Origin of the sequence: Flavobacterium aurantiibacter (assembly GCF_002251775.1) — a bacterium.
In the GTDB taxonomy this organism is placed as follows: domain Bacteria; phylum Bacteroidota; class Bacteroidia; order Flavobacteriales; family Flavobacteriaceae; genus Flavobacterium; species Flavobacterium aurantiibacter.
The window spans coordinates 19,100-39,650 of the sequence record NZ_NOXX01000194.1; the positions used below are offsets into that span (position 1 = coordinate 19,100).

The 20,551-nt window shown below is 39.4% G+C and carries 19 protein-coding genes; 6 read left to right on the forward strand and 13 right to left on the reverse strand.

All coding sequences use genetic code 11. The features are described 5' to 3' along the window. Positions 1 to 46 precede the first annotated feature (46 nt). The 4 genes from CHX27_RS07980 to lptB are packed head-to-tail and all read left to right on the forward strand — an operon-like array spanning position 47 to position 2,922. Positions 47 to 1,009: a KpsF/GutQ family sugar-phosphate isomerase gene (locus tag CHX27_RS07980; RefSeq protein ID WP_165764465.1), complete on the forward strand. Its 963-nt coding sequence runs from the start codon at positions 47 to 49 to the stop codon at positions 1,007 to 1,009. Then, a complete protein-coding gene (tatC, locus tag CHX27_RS07985; protein WP_094486237.1) occupies positions 1,009 to 1,842 on the forward strand; it encodes a twin-arginine translocase subunit TatC in 834 nt (277 codons plus the stop codon). Before CHX27_RS07980 ends, tatC begins: the two co-directional genes overlap by 1 nt. After that, positions 1,817 to 2,170 (forward strand): carboxymuconolactone decarboxylase family protein, encoded by a 354-nt coding sequence (locus CHX27_RS07990; protein ID WP_094486238.1) that lies wholly within the window; start codon positions 1,817 to 1,819, stop codon positions 2,168 to 2,170. Before tatC ends, CHX27_RS07990 begins: the two co-directional genes overlap by 26 nt. 2 nt (positions 2,171 to 2,172) lie before the next feature. Further along, on the forward strand, positions 2,173 to 2,922 hold the full coding sequence (lptB, locus tag CHX27_RS07995) for an LPS export ABC transporter ATP-binding protein (protein WP_094486239.1): 750 nt from the start codon (positions 2,173 to 2,175) through the stop codon (positions 2,920 to 2,922). Here lptB and CHX27_RS08000 read toward each other — a convergent pair. Further along, entirely contained in the window at positions 2,909 to 3,634 is a 726-nt protein-coding gene (locus CHX27_RS08000) for a glycoside hydrolase family 25 protein (protein WP_207758949.1), read from the reverse strand. The two genes, lptB and CHX27_RS08000, sit on opposite strands and share 14 nt — an antisense overlap. An 85-nt stretch (positions 3,635 to 3,719) precedes the next feature. Beyond that, positions 3,720 to 4,439 (reverse strand): CDP-alcohol phosphatidyltransferase family protein, encoded by a 720-nt coding sequence (locus CHX27_RS08005; protein ID WP_094486269.1) that lies wholly within the window; start codon positions 4,437 to 4,439, stop codon positions 3,720 to 3,722. 159 nt (positions 4,440 to 4,598) lie between these two features. On the opposite strand from CHX27_RS08005, the gene CHX27_RS08010 reads away from it, so the two are divergent. Next, the gene (locus CHX27_RS08010) at positions 4,599 to 5,678 is read left to right on the forward strand and encodes a putative type IX sorting system protein PorV2 (RefSeq protein WP_449403963.1); all 1,080 of its coding nucleotides are present in this window, start codon (positions 4,599 to 4,601) and stop codon (positions 5,676 to 5,678) included. After that, entirely contained in the window at positions 5,675 to 6,799 is a 1,125-nt protein-coding gene (locus CHX27_RS08015) for a lipoprotein N-acyltransferase Lnb domain-containing protein (protein WP_094486241.1), read from the forward strand. The genes CHX27_RS08010 and CHX27_RS08015 overlap by 4 nt, the downstream gene beginning before the upstream one ends. Here the strand turns inward: CHX27_RS08015 and CHX27_RS08020 are convergent. From CHX27_RS08020 to CHX27_RS08070, 11 genes are all read right to left on the reverse strand, one after another. Beyond that, positions 6,746 to 8,140: an exopolysaccharide biosynthesis polyprenyl glycosylphosphotransferase gene (locus CHX27_RS08020; RefSeq protein ID WP_094486242.1), complete on the reverse strand. Its 1,395-nt coding sequence runs from the start codon at positions 8,138 to 8,140 to the stop codon at positions 6,746 to 6,748. The genes CHX27_RS08015 and CHX27_RS08020 overlap by 54 nt on opposite strands. Before the next feature lie 65 nt (positions 8,141 to 8,205). Then, a complete protein-coding gene (locus tag CHX27_RS08025) occupies positions 8,206 to 9,543 on the reverse strand; it encodes an O-antigen ligase family protein (protein WP_094486243.1) in 1,338 nt (445 codons plus the stop codon). Beyond that, complete coding sequence (locus CHX27_RS08030) at positions 9,530 to 10,600, reverse strand: glycosyltransferase (RefSeq protein WP_165764468.1); 1,071 nt, start codon at positions 10,598 to 10,600, stop codon at positions 9,530 to 9,532. Before CHX27_RS08030 ends, CHX27_RS08025 begins: the two co-directional genes overlap by 14 nt. After that, a complete protein-coding gene (locus tag CHX27_RS08035; RefSeq protein ID WP_094486245.1) occupies positions 10,578 to 11,708 on the reverse strand; it encodes a glycosyltransferase family 4 protein in 1,131 nt (376 codons plus the stop codon). The genes CHX27_RS08030 and CHX27_RS08035 overlap by 23 nt, the downstream gene beginning before the upstream one ends. Next, a complete protein-coding gene (locus CHX27_RS08040) occupies positions 11,705 to 12,730 on the reverse strand; it encodes a glycosyltransferase family 2 protein (protein WP_094486246.1) in 1,026 nt (341 codons plus the stop codon). Before CHX27_RS08040 ends, CHX27_RS08035 begins: the two co-directional genes overlap by 4 nt. Continuing rightward, the gene (locus tag CHX27_RS08045; protein WP_094486247.1) at positions 12,727 to 14,268 is read right to left on the reverse strand and encodes a glycosyltransferase family 2 protein; all 1,542 of its coding nucleotides are present in this window, start codon (positions 14,266 to 14,268) and stop codon (positions 12,727 to 12,729) included. The genes CHX27_RS08040 and CHX27_RS08045 overlap by 4 nt, the downstream gene beginning before the upstream one ends. After that, positions 14,269 to 15,411: a glycosyltransferase family 4 protein gene (locus tag CHX27_RS08050; RefSeq protein WP_094486248.1), complete on the reverse strand. Its 1,143-nt coding sequence runs from the start codon at positions 15,409 to 15,411 to the stop codon at positions 14,269 to 14,271. It lies immediately after the preceding gene. Next, positions 15,411 to 16,541, reverse strand: coding sequence for a glycosyltransferase family 4 protein (locus CHX27_RS08055; protein ID WP_094486249.1), 1,131 nt, complete (start codon positions 16,539 to 16,541; stop codon positions 15,411 to 15,413). The genes CHX27_RS08050 and CHX27_RS08055 overlap by 1 nt, the downstream gene beginning before the upstream one ends. Then, positions 16,532 to 17,767: an alpha-1,2-fucosyltransferase gene (locus CHX27_RS08060; RefSeq protein WP_165764469.1), complete on the reverse strand. Its 1,236-nt coding sequence runs from the start codon at positions 17,765 to 17,767 to the stop codon at positions 16,532 to 16,534. Before CHX27_RS08060 ends, CHX27_RS08055 begins: the two co-directional genes overlap by 10 nt. Further along, positions 17,764 to 18,822, reverse strand: a complete 1,059-nt coding sequence (locus CHX27_RS08065) for a glycosyltransferase family 4 protein (protein ID WP_094486251.1) — start codon at positions 18,820 to 18,822, stop codon at positions 17,764 to 17,766. Before CHX27_RS08065 ends, CHX27_RS08060 begins: the two co-directional genes overlap by 4 nt. Then, a complete protein-coding gene (locus CHX27_RS08070) occupies positions 18,819 to 20,540 on the reverse strand; it encodes a hypothetical protein (RefSeq protein ID WP_094486252.1) in 1,722 nt (573 codons plus the stop codon). Before CHX27_RS08070 ends, CHX27_RS08065 begins: the two co-directional genes overlap by 4 nt. Between the last annotated feature and the right edge of the window lie 11 nt (positions 20,541 to 20,551).

Below are 20,551 nucleotides of genomic sequence, written 5' to 3' on the forward strand. Positions count from 1 at the left end.
TACAACATTCCTCTGAATCTACAAATACTTCTCAAGTACACTTTTCATGACGCAAATAAACATCCTTGATACCGCCAAACGAACGATTTTATCTGAAAGTAAGGCGATTGAAAAGTTGGCAGACTTATTAACTCCCGATTTTGTTTCGGCAGTGGAAGCGATACTTTCGATGAAAGGTCGTTTAGTTGTTACCGGAATTGGAAAAAGTGCCATCATTGCCCAAAAAATTGTAGCTACTTTAAACAGTACTGGAACGCCTTCTTTATTTCTTCATGCTTCCGAAGCCATTCACGGCGATTTAGGTATGGTGCAAGCGGGCGATGTTGTTATTTGCATCAGCAAAAGCGGCAACAGTCCGGAAATTAAAGTACTTGCGCCGATTATTAAACGCTTTGGAAATATTTTAATCGGAATGACGGGCAACACGCATTCGTTTTTAGCGCAGCAATCCGATTTAGTTCTCGACACAACCGTAACCGAAGAGGCTTGTCCGCTAAATTTAGCACCTACTTCTTCAACGACAGCGCAGTTGGTTATGGGCGATGCCTTGGCGGTAACTTTAATGGAAATGAAACAGTTTACAGCCGAAGATTTTGCCAAGTATCATCCGGGCGGCGCATTGGGCAAGAAATTACTGCTTCGCGTAAAAGATATGCTCGCCAATACGTTAAAACCTCAGGTAAGTCCAGACACTTCAATAAAAGCAACTATTTTCGAAATTTCTGAAAAGCGTTTAGGCGTGGCTGCTGTGGTCGATCAAGGTAAAGTAGTTGGTATTATTACCGACGGTGATATTCGTAGAATGTTGAATAAAACAGACAGTATTAGTGGTTTAACGGCGAAAGATATTATGACAGTGCATCCGAAAACCATCACGTCGAATACTATGGTTATTGATGCTTTGAATATTTTGGAAGATTTTTCGATTACACAATTGGTTGTAGTTGATAACGACGAATACAAAGGTGTACTTCATTTACACGATATTTTAAAAGAAGGAATAGTATAATGGCTGAAAAAAGCATGAAAGAGATGACTTTTTTAGATCATCTTGAAGCACTTCGCTGGATGTTGATTCGCAGCACTGTTGCCATTTTAATATGTGCGGTGGTGGCGTATTTCTTCATTGATTTTATCTTTTCGGATATCATTTTTGCCGCAACACGACCCGATTTTATCACGTATGAGTTCTTTTGTGAAACCACTAAATATTTAGGTCTCGACGACGAATCGACTTGTGTAAAAGATTTTAGTTTCATCATACAAAATACGAATGTTGGCGGACAATTTTCTATTTTCATTTGGACGTGCATTGCCGCGGGTTTTATCCTCGGATTTCCTTACATCCTTTTTGAAATTTGGAAATTCATCAAGCCAGCATTATACGAGAAGGAACGAAAAATGGCAATCGCATTTGTACTCGTAACTTCTTTACTTTTTTTCCTCGGCGTCTTGTTCGGATTTTACTTGGTCGTGCCGTTATCGGTGAATTTCTTCGCCACTTTTGTAGTGAGCGATACGATAGTGAACCAATTTAACGTTGATTCGTACATATCGATGGTAAAAACTTCGATTATTGCCTCTGGCTTGGTTTTTGAACTGCCTGTAATCATCTATTTCTTAGCCAAACTCGGTCTGGTAACAGCCGAATTTCTAAGAAAATATCGAAGATTTGCGATCGTAATTATATTGATTATCGCAGCGATTGTTACGCCACCCGATGTAACCTCGCAATTATTGGTAAGTATTCCGATACTCGTACTGTATGAATGCAGTATTTTTATCGCTAAAGTAGTAGTAAATAATCGTTTGAAAAATGAGCAATCTAGTAACCGAATTTAACGAATACCGTTCTAAAATGAATGAAAAACTGCTTTCCGACCCGAACAAGGTTGTGAAACGCATTTTCAATTTAGACACCAATGCCTATCAAGAAGGTGCACTCGACGTGAAAACAAAAGAGCTTTTGGGCTTGGTAGCGTCGACTGTTTTGCGTTGCGACGATTGCGTAAAATACCACTTAGAAACCAGCTACAAACACGGCGTTACCAAAGAAGAAATGATGGAAGCCATGGGAATTGCTACGCTGGTTGGCGGAACCATAGTTATTCCGCATTTGCGTCGGGCATACGAGTTTTGGGAAGCTTTAGAAGAACAATCAAACCAATAAAAATGATTTTACGCGCAGATAATTTAGTTAAAACCTATAAAGGTAGAAGTGTCGTAAAAGGCGTTTCGGTGGAAGTAAATCAGGGTGAAATCGTAGGATTGCTCGGCCCGAATGGTGCTGGGAAAACAACTTCATTTTACATGATTGTTGGTTTGGTGAAGCCCAACGCAGGCAACATCTATCTCGACGATTTAGAAATTACCGACTACCCGATGTACAAACGGGCGCAGCAAGGCATTGGCTATTTAGCGCAGGAAGCATCGGTTTTTCGCAAACTGAGTATTGAAGACAATATTTTAAGCGTTTTACAACTTACGAATCTCACTAAAGAACAGCAAGTTGCGAAAATGGAGTCGCTTTTAGACGAATTCTCGTTGCAACACATACGTACCAATCGCGGCGATTTACTCTCAGGCGGTGAACGCAGACGTACTGAAATTGCGCGTTGTTTGGCAACCGATCCGAAGTTTATTCTTCTCGACGAGCCGTTCGCAGGTGTCGACCCTGTTGCAGTAGAAGATATTCAACGAATCGTCGCGCAATTAAAAAACAAAAACATTGGAATTTTAATTACCGACCACAACGTACAGGAAACGCTAGCAATTACCGATAAAACCTATCTGATGTTCGAAGGCGGCATCTTAAAAGCGGGAGTTCCCGAAGAATTGGTTCAAGACGAAGTGGTTCGTCGTGTATATCTCGGTCAGAATTTCGAATTGCGTAAAAAGAAATTAGACTTTACCGCCCAATAGTTAGTCGGTTTAATGCCTCGCTATTTCCTCGGTAAATATTCAAATCTACCGGACCACGAATGCCCGGAATGGATCCAGATTCAGAAAATTGCCAAAAAAGTTGCTGTGGCGGAAATTCTCTTTGTGTAACAGTATATGCGGCAATCCAAAACCGATATCCCGAGAATTCTTCTTCTAAAAACGCTTCCTTAAATTTCTTTCCCGAATAAATTATCGGTTTAACGCCGTAATGCGCTTCCACAAGGTCCAACCAATTTCGCAAGCCTTTACGCAGATTGTGCAAACTTTGTACTGACGAAACGCGCTCGATATCTAAAATGGGAGGTAAATCGCCGGGCTTTAACTGCACTGTTTTTATGAAGTTTTCCGCTTGCGCAGAAGAATTCTCGTCCGGACGAAAATAATGATAAGCACCTCGAATAACCGCTAATTTACGAACGGCTTTCCAATTGCCTTTGAATTGTTTATCGACGTAATTAGTGCCAGCTGTGGCGCGCAAAACCACAAATTCAATAGGCTTGCCATAGGCCGAGTCGACTTCCTGCCAACGAATCCGACCTTGATATTCAGAGACATCGATACCAAATGTACTCTTCGGAAAACTCGTAAAAACTTCTTTGGTACGCTGATTGGTGTTTGCAGCGTTGCTGGCTCGTTGTTCGTAACGATTTGTGACAAAGCCTAAATACCGCAATAATGTGGCTTTATTCAATACTATCAAAAGTGCAACAGTTCCACACAAGAATAGCAGGAGAAAAATTCGATTGCGAAGCTGATTTTTCGGATTCGATTTTCGCCTAGGCGCTCGTTTTCTGGGATTTACGTTCCGTGGCATTTTTTAGCATTGACAAAACTACGTACAGAAAAATAATCAGAGGTACAGCCGCAACTTGTAGAACAACCAAACTAAGTACCGAAAATAACACTAAAACCAGTTGAAACTTCATTTTAGACAATCGAAACGACTTAAATTTAAGTGAAAACAAAGGAATCGGTGCATTCAATAAAAACGCACTCAAGGCAGCAAGCACAATTAAAAAAAAGTGATTTGTAAGTAACTCAATGGCAATCAAGCTTGTAGTTGAAGCTAAAACTACGGGTAAACTCACGATAAAAAGCGCATTACCCGGTGTTGGCATGCCGATAAAAGAATCGGTTTGACGCGTATCGATGTTAAAGTTCGCCAAGCGGTAGCAAGAACCTAAAGTGGGAAGAAATCCGAGATACGGAATTACGGAGTCGGCCGGCATTCCGCTTGAATTTTGTAGCATAAAAAACAAAGTCAAGCCCGGCGTTACTCCACTGGTTACCATATCGGCCAAACTGTCGAGTTGTAAGCCAAGTGGACTAGCAGCGTTAAAAATTCGTGCCGCCATACCGTCGAAAAAATCGAAGAAAATGCCGAGTGCGACAAAGAAAAAGGCCCAATCGTAGTGTTTTTCGAACAGTTGAATTACGGCTACGCAACCGCAAAACAAGTTCAGTATCGTAATAGTATTCGGAATATGCTTTGTCATGCTATAAAATGTAAGCAAGCAAATGTAAGGCAATAAGCTGAACCGAAATTCGTTTTGTTGAAGAAGATTTCGGTGATTTCGGCGCATTTTAATTGCGAAATAGTCCGATGCTTTACTGTGAAATCGATACTTTTGCGAGCTGATTGCCGAAAAAAAATTGTGAATCAAAAAAAATATAACTTCGTTCTGTTAAGCCTTGTTTTCTCGCTATTTGCTAGCGCACAGGCAGTGCGTAAATACTCAAACGAATTTATGAACATCGGTGTCGACTCACGTGCGCTGGGAATGTCGAATGCCGTGACCGCGCATGTTACCGACGTTACGGCAGGCTATTGGAATCCGGCTGGATTACTCGGCGTTGAACGCGATCAGGTTGCCTTAATGCACGCTAGTTATTTTGCGAATATTGCGCAGTACGACTACATTGGCTATGCAAAAAACATCGACGATCGAAGTGCTTTTGGATTTTCGTTAATTCGATTTGGCGTTGACGACATCTTGAATACCACTCAACTTATTGATTCCGAAGGAAATATCGATTATAACCGCATTTCTCTTTTCTCAACCGCCGATTACGGACTTACCTTTTCCTACGCTCGTAGTTTACAAGTACCTGGATTTCAATACGGTATTTCTGCAAAAATAATTCGTCGGGTTATTGGCGATTTTGCCTCATCATGGGGTGTTGGTTTCGACTTAGGATTTCAGTTCGAACGCTCGGGCTGGAAATTAGGTGTGATGGCGCGAGACATTACCACAACGTACAACATTTGGACGATTGATGAAGAGGCATTTAAAACAATCTCGGACGCTGTTCCGGGACAAAATGCCGAATTACCCGAAAGTACCGAGATTACTTTGCCGAAACTACAAATTGGTTTAGCAAAACTATTTGAATTTCACAACGAAACCAGTCTTTTAGCTAGTACCAATCTAAACATGCGTTTTGAACAAACGAACGATTTAATTTCGGGCAGCGGCTACTCTATTGATCCGGCACTTGGTTTTGAATACGGCTACAGCGATTTAATTTTTGTTCGAGCAGGCGTTGGAAATTTTCAGAACATTGAAGAAATTGACGGTTCTAAACGACTGGGTTTTCAGCCAAATATTGGACTAGGATTCAAATACCGCGGCATTCAAATCGACTATGCATTAACCGATTTAGGCGACCAAAGTGCTGCCTTGTACAGCAATATTTTCTCTGTGAAAGTTGACCTTGATATCTTTAGACGATGATTCGTTATCTACTATTATTTTTCTCGTTTTGTTTCTTTTCCGCGAAAGCGCAAATTCCAATAGCATCTCCTAACACTAAGTGCAGTTTACTAACCGTGAGTGCGGGAAATCAATTATACTCGTTATACGGCCACACCGGACTCCGATTTTACGACGAGCAGCAAGGATTTGACTTTGTAGTTAATTTTGGATACTTCGACTTTTCAACACCAAATTTCTATTTGAAATTTGTAAAAGGAGATTTGAAGTACTTTGTAGGAATCGATCGTTACGAAGATTTTTACGCCAATTACGTTTTTGAACAACGAGGTATTAAAGAGCAGATTTTAAATTTAAAATCGTCTGAAATTCAATCGATTATTAATGATTTAGCCGCAATCGTAAATTCAGACGGGAGATTTTATACGTACAAATTTTTCCATCGAAATTGTACTACGATGGTTGCCGATCTGATTGCGAAACACAGTTCAATAAAGCCAGCGGTTATAAACGAGATTAAAGAAAAGAGTTTTCGTCAAATTGTCAGCGAATACCAGTCGCCACTGTATTTTGAGAATTTAGGAATCAACATCATGTTTGGCTACTACACCGATGAAAAGGCTGATGCAGTGTTCTTGCCCGAACAACTTTTCAATGCGTATAAAACTCAAGGTCAGGAAGTTGTTTCCAAAACTAATACCTTAAACAAAGCTTCTTTAACACTCGATGTGCCCTGGTGGAATTCTATTTTTACATTATTTGTAATCTTAATAACGCTGGTTTTTGTCCATGAATATGTACGGAAATTCTTGTTCGTAGTACTTGGCTTTATCGGAATTTTTCTAGCGGCAGCCGGCTTATATAGCGAGCATGTTGAAGTACTTTGGAACTATAACATTCTATTATTCAATCCATTACTTCTATACTTCGCTTTCGCGGAAAAGAAATCCGTTCGTAGAAAAACGATTCAACTATTGGCAGCAGTTTTTGTTTTAGTTCACTTGATTTATGTGTTGAACAAATCGCAACTTATACTTTTTGCACCTATTTACCTGACCGTATTTCTGTTGCTGCTTATTGATTCAGAGCTACTGACCACGATAAAACAAAATCGTGCTAAAAGTCTTAATCACAATATTTAAATCAAGGAAGATACTGCGGTGTTTAATGTAGTACAAATCGTACTGCAATTTAATTAAGCTGTCTTCAAAGCTTTGTCCATAGGAGTAATTTACTTGTGCCCAGCCCGTTAACCCTGGTTTTATGATGTGCCTCGTTTCGTAGAAAGGCATAATATCGGATAATTCTTGCACAAACTCGGGGCGTTCGGGTCGCGGACCGATAAAACCCATATCGCCACTTAAGATATTTATAAACTGCGGAATTTCGTCAAGACGGGTTTTTCGTAAAAATTTTCCGAAAGTGGTTACCCGTACGTCGTTAGAAGTAGCAAAAACAGCGGCACCCGCTTCAGCATTCTTCACCATGGTTCTAAATTTGTAGATTTTAAAAGGCTTTCCGAATTTGCCTACGCGAATTTGCTTATAGAATAAAGGTCCGCGATTTCCGAGAAGGTTTCCTAATAAAATCAAGGGTAAAATAGCACACCCAGCAATCAGACCTACAATGGCCAGAATAATTTCCACGGCTCGAACAAAAATCAAATACAATTTGTTTTGATTGCTTCGACTGAAGAGAAAGTATCGATAAAAGTCGCGATCCAAGTAATGAATAGGAATACGCTGTGTGAGCGTTTCGTAAACTTGGGTATATTCTTTAATTGGGAATCCAAACTCCAACAATCGCAGTAATTCATTGTATAGAGGCACAGTAATAATATCGGCTTTTGCTCCCGCAATAACAAGCTCAGAAACCGTCTGCTCCTGAATAAACTGCACTAAGTTTTCTGTCTGAACGGCATCTACTCCACCATAATTAAAAACATAACTTTCTGATTTTCCAGTATCGATGTAACCAATAACACGGTAATGCGGATCGGCCGCTTGCAAATCGCCGACTAACTCTACAATTTCTTCCTTATCGCAAATTAAGACTGCTTTTTTCTCGAATCTGTGAGAAGCTAAAAAAGCTTGGTAAAAAATGCGCCAGATGAGCAGGGCAGAAAAAATTGCACCAAAGAAATAAATGATTTGAAGTCGGTTACTCGGTAAAAAAGGCGTTAAAAATGGTGTAAGTAAGTAGAATAAAACTGTAGTTGAAGCAGTTAGTAAAATACTTCGCACCACCTGAAATTGGTTACTGGCAACCTGCAAATTGTACATTTCGAAAATGGTTCCGATGACATTTACGTATAAACCCAGGATTACAATCCACCAAAGATTGTCTAGCGATACATCGATATATTGAAAATCGACAAAACTATCCAACAGAAACAGTGCCAAAATGACAAATACGGTATCAAATAAGCGAAGCAAAATTTTGCGTTCACTTACTTCAAAGTGTATTCGAGTGTCAATTTTCATTGTCTTTGGTTCGGGTTTCGAAATTACAAAACAACAGCCAATGTTTAAGGTTATGTAGTTTTTTTTTACGACACGGTTTTTCTTCTGATGAAAGGAATATCTACATAAAGAAGCGCAAGCGAATAAACAAATGCCGGTGCAGCTATTCGCATGGCTGCATGATTTATCGTTAATGCCCAAAACAAGAGCAGCGGAACCATGAAAAAATTCTGCCTATTTCTTAGATGCAGAACGATAGGAGTTGCCGCTAATAAAACAAGAATCAGTATTCCGAAGGCTCCATGCTCGGCCAAAAGTCGTGTTATTTCGTTGTGCGAGGCTGCGTCGATTCCGGTTTCTTCTTTACGAATTTCGATAGATTTACCAACGCCTACACCTAAAATAGGATTTTCAAAAAATGCTTTTAATTCTGACTGGGCAAGTTCTTCACGACCCGTGAATTTACTTTCTTTAACCCGTCCTAAAGCATCTTTATTCGCATATCGGTTACCAATTAAACCATTTGTTTGTAACAGGGAATAACCCCAAATCCCGATGCTTCCAATAACCATCCAAAATAAAAGCCTGCTAATTTTTACGCGAGCATTTACATTTAAGCGAATGAATAAAATCAGCATTACGGCTAAAATCATCGCTATTGCGGTAAAAACTCCTCCGCGCGAGAATGTTACAATTGCTCTAAAAATGACTACTGCTGCTAGACCAATATTCACAAGCATAACTTGTATGTTGGGCGATTTTAGTAAAGCACGATTTATCAGAAGAAAAGTTCCCAAACCAAAAACTGTCGACACCTGATTGGGTCCGAAACCTCCGCTAAGACGGCCATCGGAGTCGGTTCCTGAAACAATCTCGCGCACACTCGGATTGAACAGAATAACGTATGTTGTTAAGCTAATAATAGGCAGTAACAATGCAAGTAGAATATCTTGAAATTGATCGTAACTTACTTTGCGTTGGTATGTATATAATCCGCACAGACCTAGACAAATGGGACCACTAATTACAAAGGAAATGATTTTTCGTTGCTCCGTGTCTGGATTCAATACCACAAATGCGAGAATAAGTGAAGGAAGCAGCGCGAGCAGATAAATCCACATCGGAACTGCACTTTTGGAAAATCCGCGATAAAACATTCCGATGACGATTACTCCTATGACGCCGTATTTGCCGAACTCGTAGATGGGCACACCTTCTGTAGCACGCAAAAAAACCTCAATTCCAGTGATGTATGCAGCCGCGAGTAACGCTTCGTTGTTTCGATTCTGGTTTTTGATGACATAATACGCGCTTCCTAGCAATACCAAGATAGCCACCAACTTAGCCAACGGCAAAACCAACCAAATAGCAAACGCTAAGGCAATATGAATTCCGATTAGAGTATAGTACCTATTGTCTGTCATGCGTGTTTCCCAAAAGTTGTAAGTATGTCGATATGACCGCTTCCGCAGAAAAGGTTCGATTTACTTCAACGTACAATCGTTCTCCAAAAATGGTTCTTTTATCTGGATTACGATACAAATATTCAATTTTATCCGCAAATTCCTTTGCGTTTCCATAGGGCACTACAAATCCGTTCACTTCCGACTGCACTATCGTTTCGCAAGCACCAACTTTGGTAACTACAACTGGTTTTCCTGCTAATCCATACTCAATTAATGCTAAAGGCAAGCCTTCAAATGAAGAGGTTAAGACTGCAATATCAGCTAGTTGTAATGCTAGTGATAGATCCGATTGATTTTCAAAAAACGTAACAACTTCGGATATATCTAGCTGTTTTACACCGTTTCGTAATTGGCTATAATACTCAAGATCCGAAACTCGTCCGTACAACTGCCAAATGGCCTCTACTCCGCGTAATTTCAATTCTTTAGCAATCTGAAATAAAAATTCATGTCCTTTCTCTTTCCTAAAATTAGCAAGTACCAAAATTGTAAACTTTGAATCGGATCTCTGTAAGTTAAAATTCTCAGATTTAGGAACTACCGAAAAATTAGGTAGATAAAACGAGGGCAAATTTAAATTCTGGAAATTCCAAGCGGCAATTTGCTCATTAACCGCAATACAGAAATTTGCTTTAAAAGTTGCTAATCTATATTTCCATACTTTTCGTTGCTGTAGCGAACCAAAATGATCGTGAAAAATGAGTTGCACATTTGTAAGGAGCATTTTAGCAAGACTTCCGAAAAAAATCGAGGTTCCGTGTGCATGGATGTGGGTAACTTGCTCTTTTTTACATAGCTGAACCAAGCGTATTAAGGCGTTAAAATCGAAAACACCTTGACGCTTTAAAAAGTGGTAACTTACACTTGGAGCGATACTTCCCTTTAAGGCACCTTCTTTTCGTGTACTAACTAAAATCGATTTATCTATAAGCTGCGCTAATTCGTTGGCGTATAAAACAGCCATTTTCTCAGCACCACCAATATCCAATGAATCAATTAATTGTAATATTCGCATGGTGTATGACGGCTTTAATAGCATTTTCAAACGACTCTAAAGTATAGGAAATCGACCATTGTTGAGCTGCTTTGCTCATGGCAGCCATTTCACCTGATTGCAACAAAGTAATCAATTGCTCAGAATCTCGGATAACATCGCCAGTTAATAAAATTCCCCGCTTTCCGAAGTCGAGCATTTGTGGCACGCAAGAAACGGGAGTTATAACAGGAATACAACCCCAAAACATTGCCTCGGCAACTGCTTTTGGCCAACCCTCGCTCTGCGAAGGCAGAATCATAAAATACGACTTTTGGTAAGCTGCTTTTAAATCCTCCTTTGAAACAGCACCAAAAAATTTACAAAACGAAAGTTGCTTTTCTGAAATTCGCTGTTTCAACGCATTTTCTAAATCTCCAGAACCATAAAAATGCAACCGACAATTTAGTCCTTGCTGATGCAAATTTTCAATCAACTCTAATGCGTAAAACGGATTTTTACCTGCCGTGATGCCGCCTACGAATGCAAATACTACCGAAGATTCGTCTCGCTTTGCAGTTGTTTCGTGCAGTTCTTGTTCACTGTAAGTAGCTGTAAAAAACGGCTGAATATTGGTTGAATTGTCGGGCCAATCGCCGTAAACCAATACGCGCATATTCTTCGACCAAAAAGTACTGTTTAAGATAGCCCGTTGCCATTGGTAACTCTTGGGTTGGTTGCTGTTTGGATCCCAATTTCCCGCATATTTGGCAGTTTTTTGCTTTCGCGGAAAGAAAACTTGTATGATACATGCTAGAAAGCCGATATTACCTGGGCAACGCAAATGAAAATGTGCTTTTTTTTGAAATTCGCGTGCAATGATGAACAAATTAAACGGCAGAAAAAAGAGTGCTGCTAACAAATTTGCCCATGAAGTAAAATCAAACGCTTTTAATTCTACGAAAGTGATATTTGCGTGTTCATACGGCGCATCTATAGCTGTAAAATGTGCCTTTGAAAGCGGAGCAACAACCCGAATTTCGTCGAAATACTTAAACCAAATATTCATTTCGGTTACGTACGGTCGATAGGCATATAGTTTATCGTTGTGTTTCACATGTGCCACATGCGTAAAAACCGTGAATCTCATGCGCGCTGTTCTAGCTTGGGTTTGTTTCCCAAAAGTAAGCTAATCCAGGTAATTTTTCGACCCAGAAATTCGGTGAATGCAGCAGTTCGCTGTTCGGAATTGAGCACATTAGTTAATCGGATATACATCAACAAAAGTGTTGTGGCGTGCCATTTAAACTTATTTTTCAAAGACGGATTCGGATACTTAGTTCTCCAAACGAACCAACCATTTCGGACGACCATTTTCCCGTATTTATACTGATTTGGTCTGCCAGATGGCTCATGCAAATGGATTAATAGTGCCGCGGTGTTGAGATAAATCGGACCTGTTTTGGCAAGTTCCACACAAAAATGTGCATCCTCATAAAGGCCATAACCTTCAAAAAAAGTGGAAAATCGAGTGCCATTTTTGAAAACGGTACTTCGCACAGAAAAAGCACAACCCATAAGCAATTCGGCGGGATAGGTTTTTTGAGAAAGTGGAAGAAAAGAAATCGATCGACCATGGCCCGCTTCAGGCATAAATCCAGGCACCTGATCTGAATCCAACCCAAATTTCTTGCGCAAAATGAAACGCTGACTATCTTTTTTTACAAAGCCATCATAATAAAAATCAGTGGATTTCGGTTTGTAATCTAGACCTACAAAAGTAAAATCCGACTCATTCTCAATCGCTCCGCCAACTGCAACTGCTTCGGGAAATGTGGTAAACGTTTTGAGGATCTCTTCAAAGTACGATTCGTTTAAAACCACGTCGTCGTCGAGAAAAGCAACTATTTCACAACTTGGAAGAACTTTTTCAATTCCGAAATTTCGTTGTTTTGTTAAACCACGGTGTTCCGGTGGTACTTGAAAATACGAAACGGCAATATTAGCTTGGCGACAGGCTTGCTCAGAAAGATTGTCACCAGAGCCGTCGATTACTAAGATCTGCTGCGGTAATACTGTTTGTTGCACAATCGAATCGAGCAGTCGCTTTAGTGATTCGCTGCGCATATACGTGCATATTATTAATGCCAAATTTTGCGAAATAGCACTCATTCCATTTTTTTTTGTGACGCTTTAACAAGACGTTTGGCATAAAAAAGCGACTTATGAAATTGAAGTTCTTTGTAGGGAAGATATAAAATCCGCGCAGGCAAAAACCACTTCGAGCCGTTTTGCAGAAAATGCAAGTAATGTTTGTACTTATAATCATTTAATTGTTGCGAAGAAAAATGCTTTAGAATTCCGTACATAATCGTCGGACTCGGTACAGGTCGGATAAAACCTAAAGGCACACCCAACTCCCAAGGCTGTGCTTTTCTCTTTTTCCCGAGAATCTTCGCTTGATTGCCCCACCAACGGTAGCCTCCTGATTCGGGTCGTAAGTGTAGCGTCGTTGAAAACGGATTACTTAAAATAACTTCACCTAATTCAGCTAAAGTGTGTCCAAAATCGCTGTCTTCGCCATAGCCACCATCAAAATTGACATCATTCCCTCCAATTTTCTTTACTAACGAAGCTTTTATACAAGAATTAGCATTGTTAAAACTTGAAGTAACTCCGGCAAACCAACGCCGATCTTGCATAGCGTTTAAACGTGTGGCCAAATAATCGAGTCCGTCTGTAACGGTTTGGCAACGCGTATCTAACCCGTTACAGGCATTTACGCCATACGTTATTAAAAACTTTAGGTGATTTTCTATGTAATCGGGTGGAATACGAATATCATCGTCACCAAAAACAATGTATTCTCCCTTACTTGCTTCGATCGCTTCATTTCGAGCACGACAACTTCCTTTAGAGGTTTGCTTATAGAAACGCAAATGAAATCGATACTTTGAAGGAAAATAGACTTTTTCAAGATCGGAATCTGGTGTGGCATCTACGATTATTACCTCCGTGGGTAAGACGGTTTGCACATTGATATCGTCTAGCAATTTGAGTACTAATTCTTGTCGCATCATTGTGGGTATGATGTAACTTACGGTTGTAGAAGGAATGGTATCTGTAAGTTTTCGAACCGGAATCGTTCGATTATACACACGTTTTCGGGTATTTTTTTTGGCTTGAATCAAACCAGACCATTCTGATAAACTGTAAATCCCTTTACGAAAGAGCATGTAATACGCGTGCGCAGGTTTGAAACTTTTTAGGAAAAATCGATAACGATCGGTAACTGCTATCGCCGGAACAGCAGTTTCAGTAGCAGGAAACAAACCTTTAACGTAGAGAGGAACTCCGCCGTAAAAACGCAATAATTGGAAGGCGAAATCGAGCGCTTGAGCTGTTGGCGACATAAAATCAAGGTCGAAACCTCCAACAAAATCCCAAGTTGATTTCCTTACAACAAAAGCATGGGGATGACAACGCCAACTAACCGACTGATTTTCGGCTAGAAAATCATTAACATACCAAAACATCACATTCGATTGATAAATGATTTCCTGCATCAAGTTTTTACAACCTTGATCCAATCCGCTGTGCCACAGATGACCTGGACCCGCTACGAGGCGTTCCAACATACTAAATTCGGGATTTCCTGTGTAATACAGTACTTCGCCAGATTCTAACGTATATGTTTTTAGATTTTCCATTTAGTGTTTTCCAAATTGTTTGTATAAATCGATATGCAATTTTGCAATTTTTTCGAGTGTAAATTTTTCATGAACCAACTGCTGCACTTTTGAACCATAGGATTTCCGAAGCTCTGGACTTTCGAGTAAGTCGAGAATATGTTTTGCGAAGGTGTCGTGATCGGTCGGATGGCAAAGAAGGGCATTTTCCCGGTGCGTAAGTAATTCTTCTGCCCATCCAATATTGCTTGCTGCAATGGCTTTACCAGCAGCCATAGCTTCTAACCACGCCATTGGCAGTGCTTCGGCAAAACTCGGAAAGATGCAAACACTAGCTTGAGCCAATAGTTGTTTTAATTCAGGAGCGGGCAACATGCCAAAATCTTTAATTCGATGATGGAATTTGGGCTGAAGCAGTTCAAAAAAGCTTGCTTTAGTACTTTTCCCACTACCAGTAATGAAATCTTTACCCGCGAACCAAAACTCAACATGCGGATGTTCTTGAGCTATGCGTTCAAAAATTGCCGGCAATTCTAAAAAACCTTTTTTCTCTATCAAAGAACCAAAATACAATATTGCTAATGCTGATTCTGATTGCTGGTAACCATCGATTGCTACTGCATTAAAAACTACTTTATGATTAAAATCTAGGTTAAATACTTCCTTGGTAATTTTAGCTGCAAAATGACTGACACTTGTTACGAATTTGGCTCGCTGCAACGCACGCTTTTCAAAAAAATAGTAGGTAAATTTTGGCTTTCGCTTCAACAGAAAATCAAAGTAAGAAAGAGAACCGTGAAGTTTTACAATAATGGGTAAGTGTAATTTAAAAAATGCGGCACTACCTTCGTAATCAGGAACTTCGATCACGTCGAAGGATTCGATTTTATGTAACATTTCAACACGGCGCGCCAAATCTACTCGCCAATAAAATCGGGAATAAAACGGATTATTAGTTGCCGATAATGCAATTATGCGAATATCATTTTCGGTAAACTCCGTTGACTTCTGCTGGCGATATACAACGACAGTTACTTTATGATCCTGCTCTATCAAAGCTTTCGCGAGGTTTAAGATACTGAAACCAATTCCTGCAGCAGGCAGCAAGCGCTGGTCGGGAAACTCAGGAGATACAAAACAGATATGCAGCGGTTTGATTCCCATTAGTTCCGACTGATCGTTTGGTAATAAGCTTCTGTTCTCGTGGCAATCTCGGTAACTGCAAAAAGTTTTTGCGCTTTCTGCTGTCCTTGTCGTTCAAATTTTAAACGCAATATCTTGTCGTTCAGAAGCGTACAAATCCGCTCGGCAAAAAGCTGATGATCTTTCGGATCAACACTAAATCCATCAACACCATCATCAATGATTTCATTACTCCAACCAATATTCGAGGTAACCAAGGCCTTTCCAACAGCTAAAGCTTCTAACCAACTTACAGGCAACGCTTCTGCGAAAGAAGGAAATACGCAAACCGCAGATTTCTCGAAATGGCTCTTTATTTGCTGATGCGGAACGACTCCAAGATAAATTACATTTTTTCGAGCTAACTCAGAAAGTCTATCAAAAAAAATACCGAGCGTCGAAGGATTGCCTGTCTCGCTATCGGCCATATCTTTTCCGATTAAAGTTAGTTTCGCATTTGGTTGATTTTCAACAACTAGATTAAAAATCGAGGCTAATTCAACAAGTCCTTTCTTTCGAATAAGACCGCCAACATACAAAATGGAATTATCTACAATTTCCTTGGAGCTTTCCGAAAAAACAGCATAATCAACTCCATTAAAAATTGTTGTAACTGGCTTTTTCAAACCAAATAATTCAGCAGTGGTTCTTCCGGCGAAAGTGCTTACAGAAACAATTCCAGCCGCCGATTTCAAGGCTAATTTTTCTCGAATAAAGTTCCATTTTTTAACTTTTCTTCCTTCCAAATGGCAGAAATAGGTATCAGAACCATGAATTTTTACTACAACGGGTGCTGGTAAGGGCACAAAGGCCGTAATACCGTCCCAATCGGGAGCTTCTATAATATCGATTTTGGGTAACGATTTCAGTAATTTACGAATACGCAGCCGCGTTAACAACCAAGTAAAACCAGCAATGCATTTTACTGACAAAAACCGCACTTCAACGCCTTCATCTTTGATAACGGCATCACATTCCTGACCGTAAACTACAACGGTAACTGCATGCTTTTGCGCAAGTGCTACTGCAAGATTTCGAACGCTCGTTCCTATACCGCCAACACTTTTGGCATTGGGCAGCGGATAGTGCGAGGTTAGATAAACTATATGCATATAATCTTCAAAAACTTGAGCATTTTCTTGATATTCGATTTCACGAAAATCATTGCTGTGCGAAAATAGTACTTTCTGATGTAGCGTGTGGCGAAGATGCCGCCAAATTCGGCGACCTTTATTGAAATAGGATGGTTAGAATCTGAGCACAGCTCGGCGCTGAAACGGGCAACAGACGTGTTAAATCCGAGCGTATAAAAACCAAAATCACTCATTCTTAAGAAACTATCTTTATCGTAAAATCTGCTGATTTTCAAAACTTTAAACAAAGAATAATCAATATGCTTTTTCTGACAAATGTAGTATAGTGCAAAAGGAGGTAAAAAATACTTTGATAAACTTCGTTCGGCTGCTGCTGTGTGTGCCGAAGTTGAAAAATTACAAAACCAGCGCTCTAGATACTGCTTCCAGAGCAGATTTTCTGATTCTAGCTGTAATGTTGTTCCTGCTAAATCAAGTTTTTGTGCAGCCGGTTCAAAAATCTGCCACCGTTTCGGATAGTAATCGGCATCATTGTCGCGCGCTCTTTTCTCATCTGTAAAATTGTGAAGCGGACGAATAATTTTTCCTCCATTTTTCGCACCAAACCAAGCGCTCCACCACGAAAAAGTTGAGTTACTGATAATAAAATGTTTCGCTAAGGAAGCAGCGGCTAGTTGTTCCAATCCAGAAAGCCCGTCTGGGAAAAAGACATTAGGTAAAAAATCAAAATGAAACTTTGCGTACGCTAAATCGTCGCTGCAAACTAATAGGTTTTTAGATTCCCAATCTGGAAATTCGGTCAATAAGGCAAGTAAATAATATGAAATAGGCAATTGATAATAGTCGGGATGATTGACAAAATCACCTCTTCGAATACTTATTAAAACAACTTCCTTTTCAAAACACTTTTGCAGCTTTTGCTTAATATGAGTAACGAAATCGGGCTTGAACGTGAAATAATGTTTAGTTTTCAATACATCGAAAAACAACTCGGATTGAAAATAGCCAAACAAATCGGCATCCTTCTCAAATGAATAATCTCTATATCCAAAATTCGGTTCTGAAAAGCGCTCGGGAATTGGTCTTTCCAAAACAGGTAATTCGTTTAAAAACGCATGTTGATGACTCCATTTTGGAAATGCAAAATCTTGGTTATTTCGAATTGCTATACCCATGGTCGACGCAATCTGAAATAATTGATTTCCAAGATTTCCTTTTTTCTCAAGTTGTGAAAAAGTGATCATTGCAGTAACTTCAAATAATTTTGAACCATATTTTCTAAAGAAAAATGCTTGCGAATCGTTTCGCTTACATTCGAATCTAAAACAATAGATCCGCGCCATAACTTCTCCAAAGCAATTACCCAAGCATTAACGTTCTTCGCGGGAAGAATTAGTCCGTTTTTTCCGTGATGTACCGCTTCTTTATTACCTCCAACTGGCGTAGTAATCACAGGTACATTAGCAGCTAAACTTTCTAATATACTCAAGCTAAAACACTCCATATGAGTAGGTTGTAGTAAGTAATCGTAATTTGCTAATTGTTGCTTGACGGTTGGAGAATTACCTCGAAAATTGAAATTTTGTCTTACTTCAAATCGATCGCAAAGTTGAAACAGCACTTCTTCGTACGGTCCGGATCCAAAAACATCAATTTGAAGTTCTTTCTTGATGTTCTCATCTAAAAGTGAGACGGCTGCAATAAGATCTTGAATGCCCTTTGTTTCACGCAAGTGCGAAACCACAACAAATTTAGGTTTTACGGTATTTCGCTCTGATCTAACTTGAATATCTGCTGCGATGATTCCATTATAAATACAGGTTGTACGATCTCGTATCACACAGCCAAAATCGGCAATGAGCTCTTTTACTGTGTAGTTAGAAACTCCAACGAATCGATCGATATAACAACCATATAACAAGCCTTTTACACGCTTTTCAATTCGCTTTTTAAACGGGTAACCTCCAAGCGGTCTCGGATTGTGATCTACCGCTATGAAGTTCTTTCTAACAAGCGGTCGAGCCATCTTATAAAAAGGGGTACATAACTCGAGAAAGTGTGTAAAAACGTAATCAAACTGTTGGTTGTAGCTCAAAAAGCTGTCTTCAACCGATAAACCTTCGCTCGAAACAATATGCAAGTTGCTGTATTGTCCGTGCTCGCTGTTGTTCGGAAAGAACCACACCGGATTCCAACCTAATTTCTTCGATTCATAGTCGAACTTCCAAAAAAAATAGTCCATCCCACCCACCCGATCGGGGAGCAAACGGTACGCACATAGGATCGCTAATTTTTTCATTTTAGTAGGTAAAAGGTAGTTCCGTTCAGCAAAATTGCCGACTCCGGTTTAATTCTAACTGCAAGATACGACGGTAATTCATGGGGCTGACAGTCGGTAAATAAAAAGCGAAAACAAAAAGCCCTAAGAAATCGCTCTTCAATATTTTCAGAATGATTTAATTGTTGTTGTTTTCTCCAAATAGCGATAGCACTATTCTTCGAAGAGAAATCAAAAACAGAAAGTTCTAACGCGCGTAAATTAACTACATCTAATCTTGCGTTAGCGTATAGTAAAATATCAGCTCCGCGCTGATTGAAATTTTCATTGTAATTGTCGAATGATTGTTTGTAATACGTCACGCCGATGGGAAAATCGACTTCGGAAATTTGTTTTTGAAATCTATTTACAGTGGATTCATCTGTGTTCCAAATAGATTGACAGTTATAAAAACCCACTGAAAACTGCTGTTGAATAAATCCAACCAGCGCGATAGCTAGGAATGCGTATTGAAATAGGTACTGATTTCGTTCTCTAACAACTAACAGAAGAATGAGTAATGATGCGAAAACAGGGCCCAACAGATTTAAATAGAATTGATAGGAATTAGGAGTCGGAAAAACTAGGATTCCCAATAACATTCCCGAAATAAGAATAAGAAAGGGCCAAACAATAATCGCCAAACGCATTTTTCTTCGAAGAAAAAGGAGCACTAACACGAGATAGCTTCCTATAACCAAACCTCCATTTCTTCCGACATCAATCAAAACTTCTTCCAAAGCCTTATAAATTTCACTAGCTGAATTTAAAATAACCGTTGGTGCAGTTGTATAAAACGCTGTTTGATCGTCTTGATAGCTGTAATAAAACAATCCGAAATACAAAATCGATAAAAATACGGCAGTAGTGAGCCAATAATTTTTCAAATAGAACTTATAATCGAATATCATCCATAAAAAAACTACAGCATAAACTGGAAACGTAGTTTGCATAAGCAAGGGAAGCAGAGCTAAATAAACAACCGAAGTGTTTTCTTTCCAACCGTGCTTGTAAATAGAACAGAATAAACGCAAAAAGACGATGTAGTAAATCCATAGTTTATGGTAGCTTGAAACTGAAATGAGCGCTAATTTCTCATCGCGTAACAACCACGAAGTAAAGTAATCTGCCAAAAAGAAATTGACGAGAATCGCTGATACAAACAACAAAATTTGAGAAGAGTATTGCGACTTAAACAATTTAAAAAAAGTAAACGAAACCGCAGTGAAAATTAAAGGTCTGTAAACTAGCTGTACTGACTCTAAATCGGCAATCGGCAAAAACTTATTTAAAACAGCTAAAATCCATGTGTCGACGCTGCGATACGGAACAGCGAAACTCGTATTTTCAAGGATGAAGTGCTTGGCATTCAAATAATTCTCTACACCAAATTCGTTAAAGTATGATGCAATTTTAGCGTAAAAATGATAATCCGGATGAGGCATATCAACACCTAACGAATCCCAATCAAAAACAGCTAAAAAATTAAGACAAAAAATAGCTGCAAATAGCTTGCAAAAAAGAAGTAATTCGCCAGCTGTCTGCGCTTTTGAATCCTTAAAGAAAAAATAAACCAACAGTGGAAGTAAACCCAAAGCAATCGTTTTTCCTGTCGTAACGACAGTGGCGAACACCATTAAAAAAAACAGCGTGTAGAATTCGAGAGGTCTCGATTTTGCTAAGATTACAACTGATTTCATAACAAACCTTT

Bases quoted from the DNA above. Each gene is read 5' to 3' on its own strand.
- CHX27_RS08005 (WP_094486269.1), bottom strand. From the start codon at position 4,439: ATGACAAAGCATATTCCGAATACTATTACGATACTGAACTTGTTTTGC.
- CHX27_RS07980 (WP_165764465.1), top strand. From the start codon at position 47: ATGACGCAAATAAACATCCTTGATACCGCCAAACGAACGATTTTATCT.
- CHX27_RS08065 (WP_094486251.1), bottom strand. From the start codon at position 18,822: ATGAAAAAATTAGCGATCCTATGTGCGTACCGTTTGCTCCCCGATCGG.
- CHX27_RS08040 (WP_094486246.1), bottom strand. From the start codon at position 12,730: ATGAGTGCTATTTCGCAAAATTTGGCATTAATAATATGCACGTATATG.
- CHX27_RS08070 (WP_094486252.1), bottom strand. From the start codon at position 20,540: ATGAAATCAGTTGTAATCTTAGCAAAATCGAGACCTCTCGAATTCTAC.
- CHX27_RS08030 (WP_165764468.1), bottom strand. From the start codon at position 10,600: ATGCGAATATTACAATTAATTGATTCATTGGATATTGGTGGTGCTGAG.
- CHX27_RS08020 (WP_094486242.1), bottom strand. From the start codon at position 8,140: ATGAAAATTGACACTCGAATACACTTTGAAGTAAGTGAACGCAAAATT.
- CHX27_RS08025 (WP_094486243.1), bottom strand. From the start codon at position 9,543: ATGACAGACAATAGGTACTATACTCTAATCGGAATTCATATTGCCTTA.
- lptB (WP_094486239.1), top strand. From the start codon at position 2,173: ATGATTTTACGCGCAGATAATTTAGTTAAAACCTATAAAGGTAGAAGT.
- CHX27_RS08055 (WP_094486249.1), bottom strand. From the start codon at position 16,541: ATGCATATAGTTTATCTAACCTCGCACTATCCGCTGCCCAATGCCAAA.
- tatC (WP_094486237.1), top strand. From the start codon at position 1,009: ATGGCTGAAAAAAGCATGAAAGAGATGACTTTTTTAGATCATCTTGAA.
- CHX27_RS08050 (WP_094486248.1), bottom strand. From the start codon at position 15,411: ATGGGAATCAAACCGCTGCATATCTGTTTTGTATCTCCTGAGTTTCCC.
- CHX27_RS08045 (WP_094486247.1), bottom strand. From the start codon at position 14,268: ATGGAAAATCTAAAAACATATACGTTAGAATCTGGCGAAGTACTGTAT.
- CHX27_RS07990 (WP_094486238.1), top strand. From the start codon at position 1,817: ATGAGCAATCTAGTAACCGAATTTAACGAATACCGTTCTAAAATGAAT.
- CHX27_RS08060 (WP_165764469.1), bottom strand. From the start codon at position 17,767: ATGATCACTTTTTCACAACTTGAGAAAAAAGGAAATCTTGGAAATCAA.
- CHX27_RS08035 (WP_094486245.1), bottom strand. From the start codon at position 11,708: ATGAGATTCACGGTTTTTACGCATGTGGCACATGTGAAACACAACGAT.
- CHX27_RS08015 (WP_094486241.1), top strand. From the start codon at position 5,675: ATGATTCGTTATCTACTATTATTTTTCTCGTTTTGTTTCTTTTCCGCG.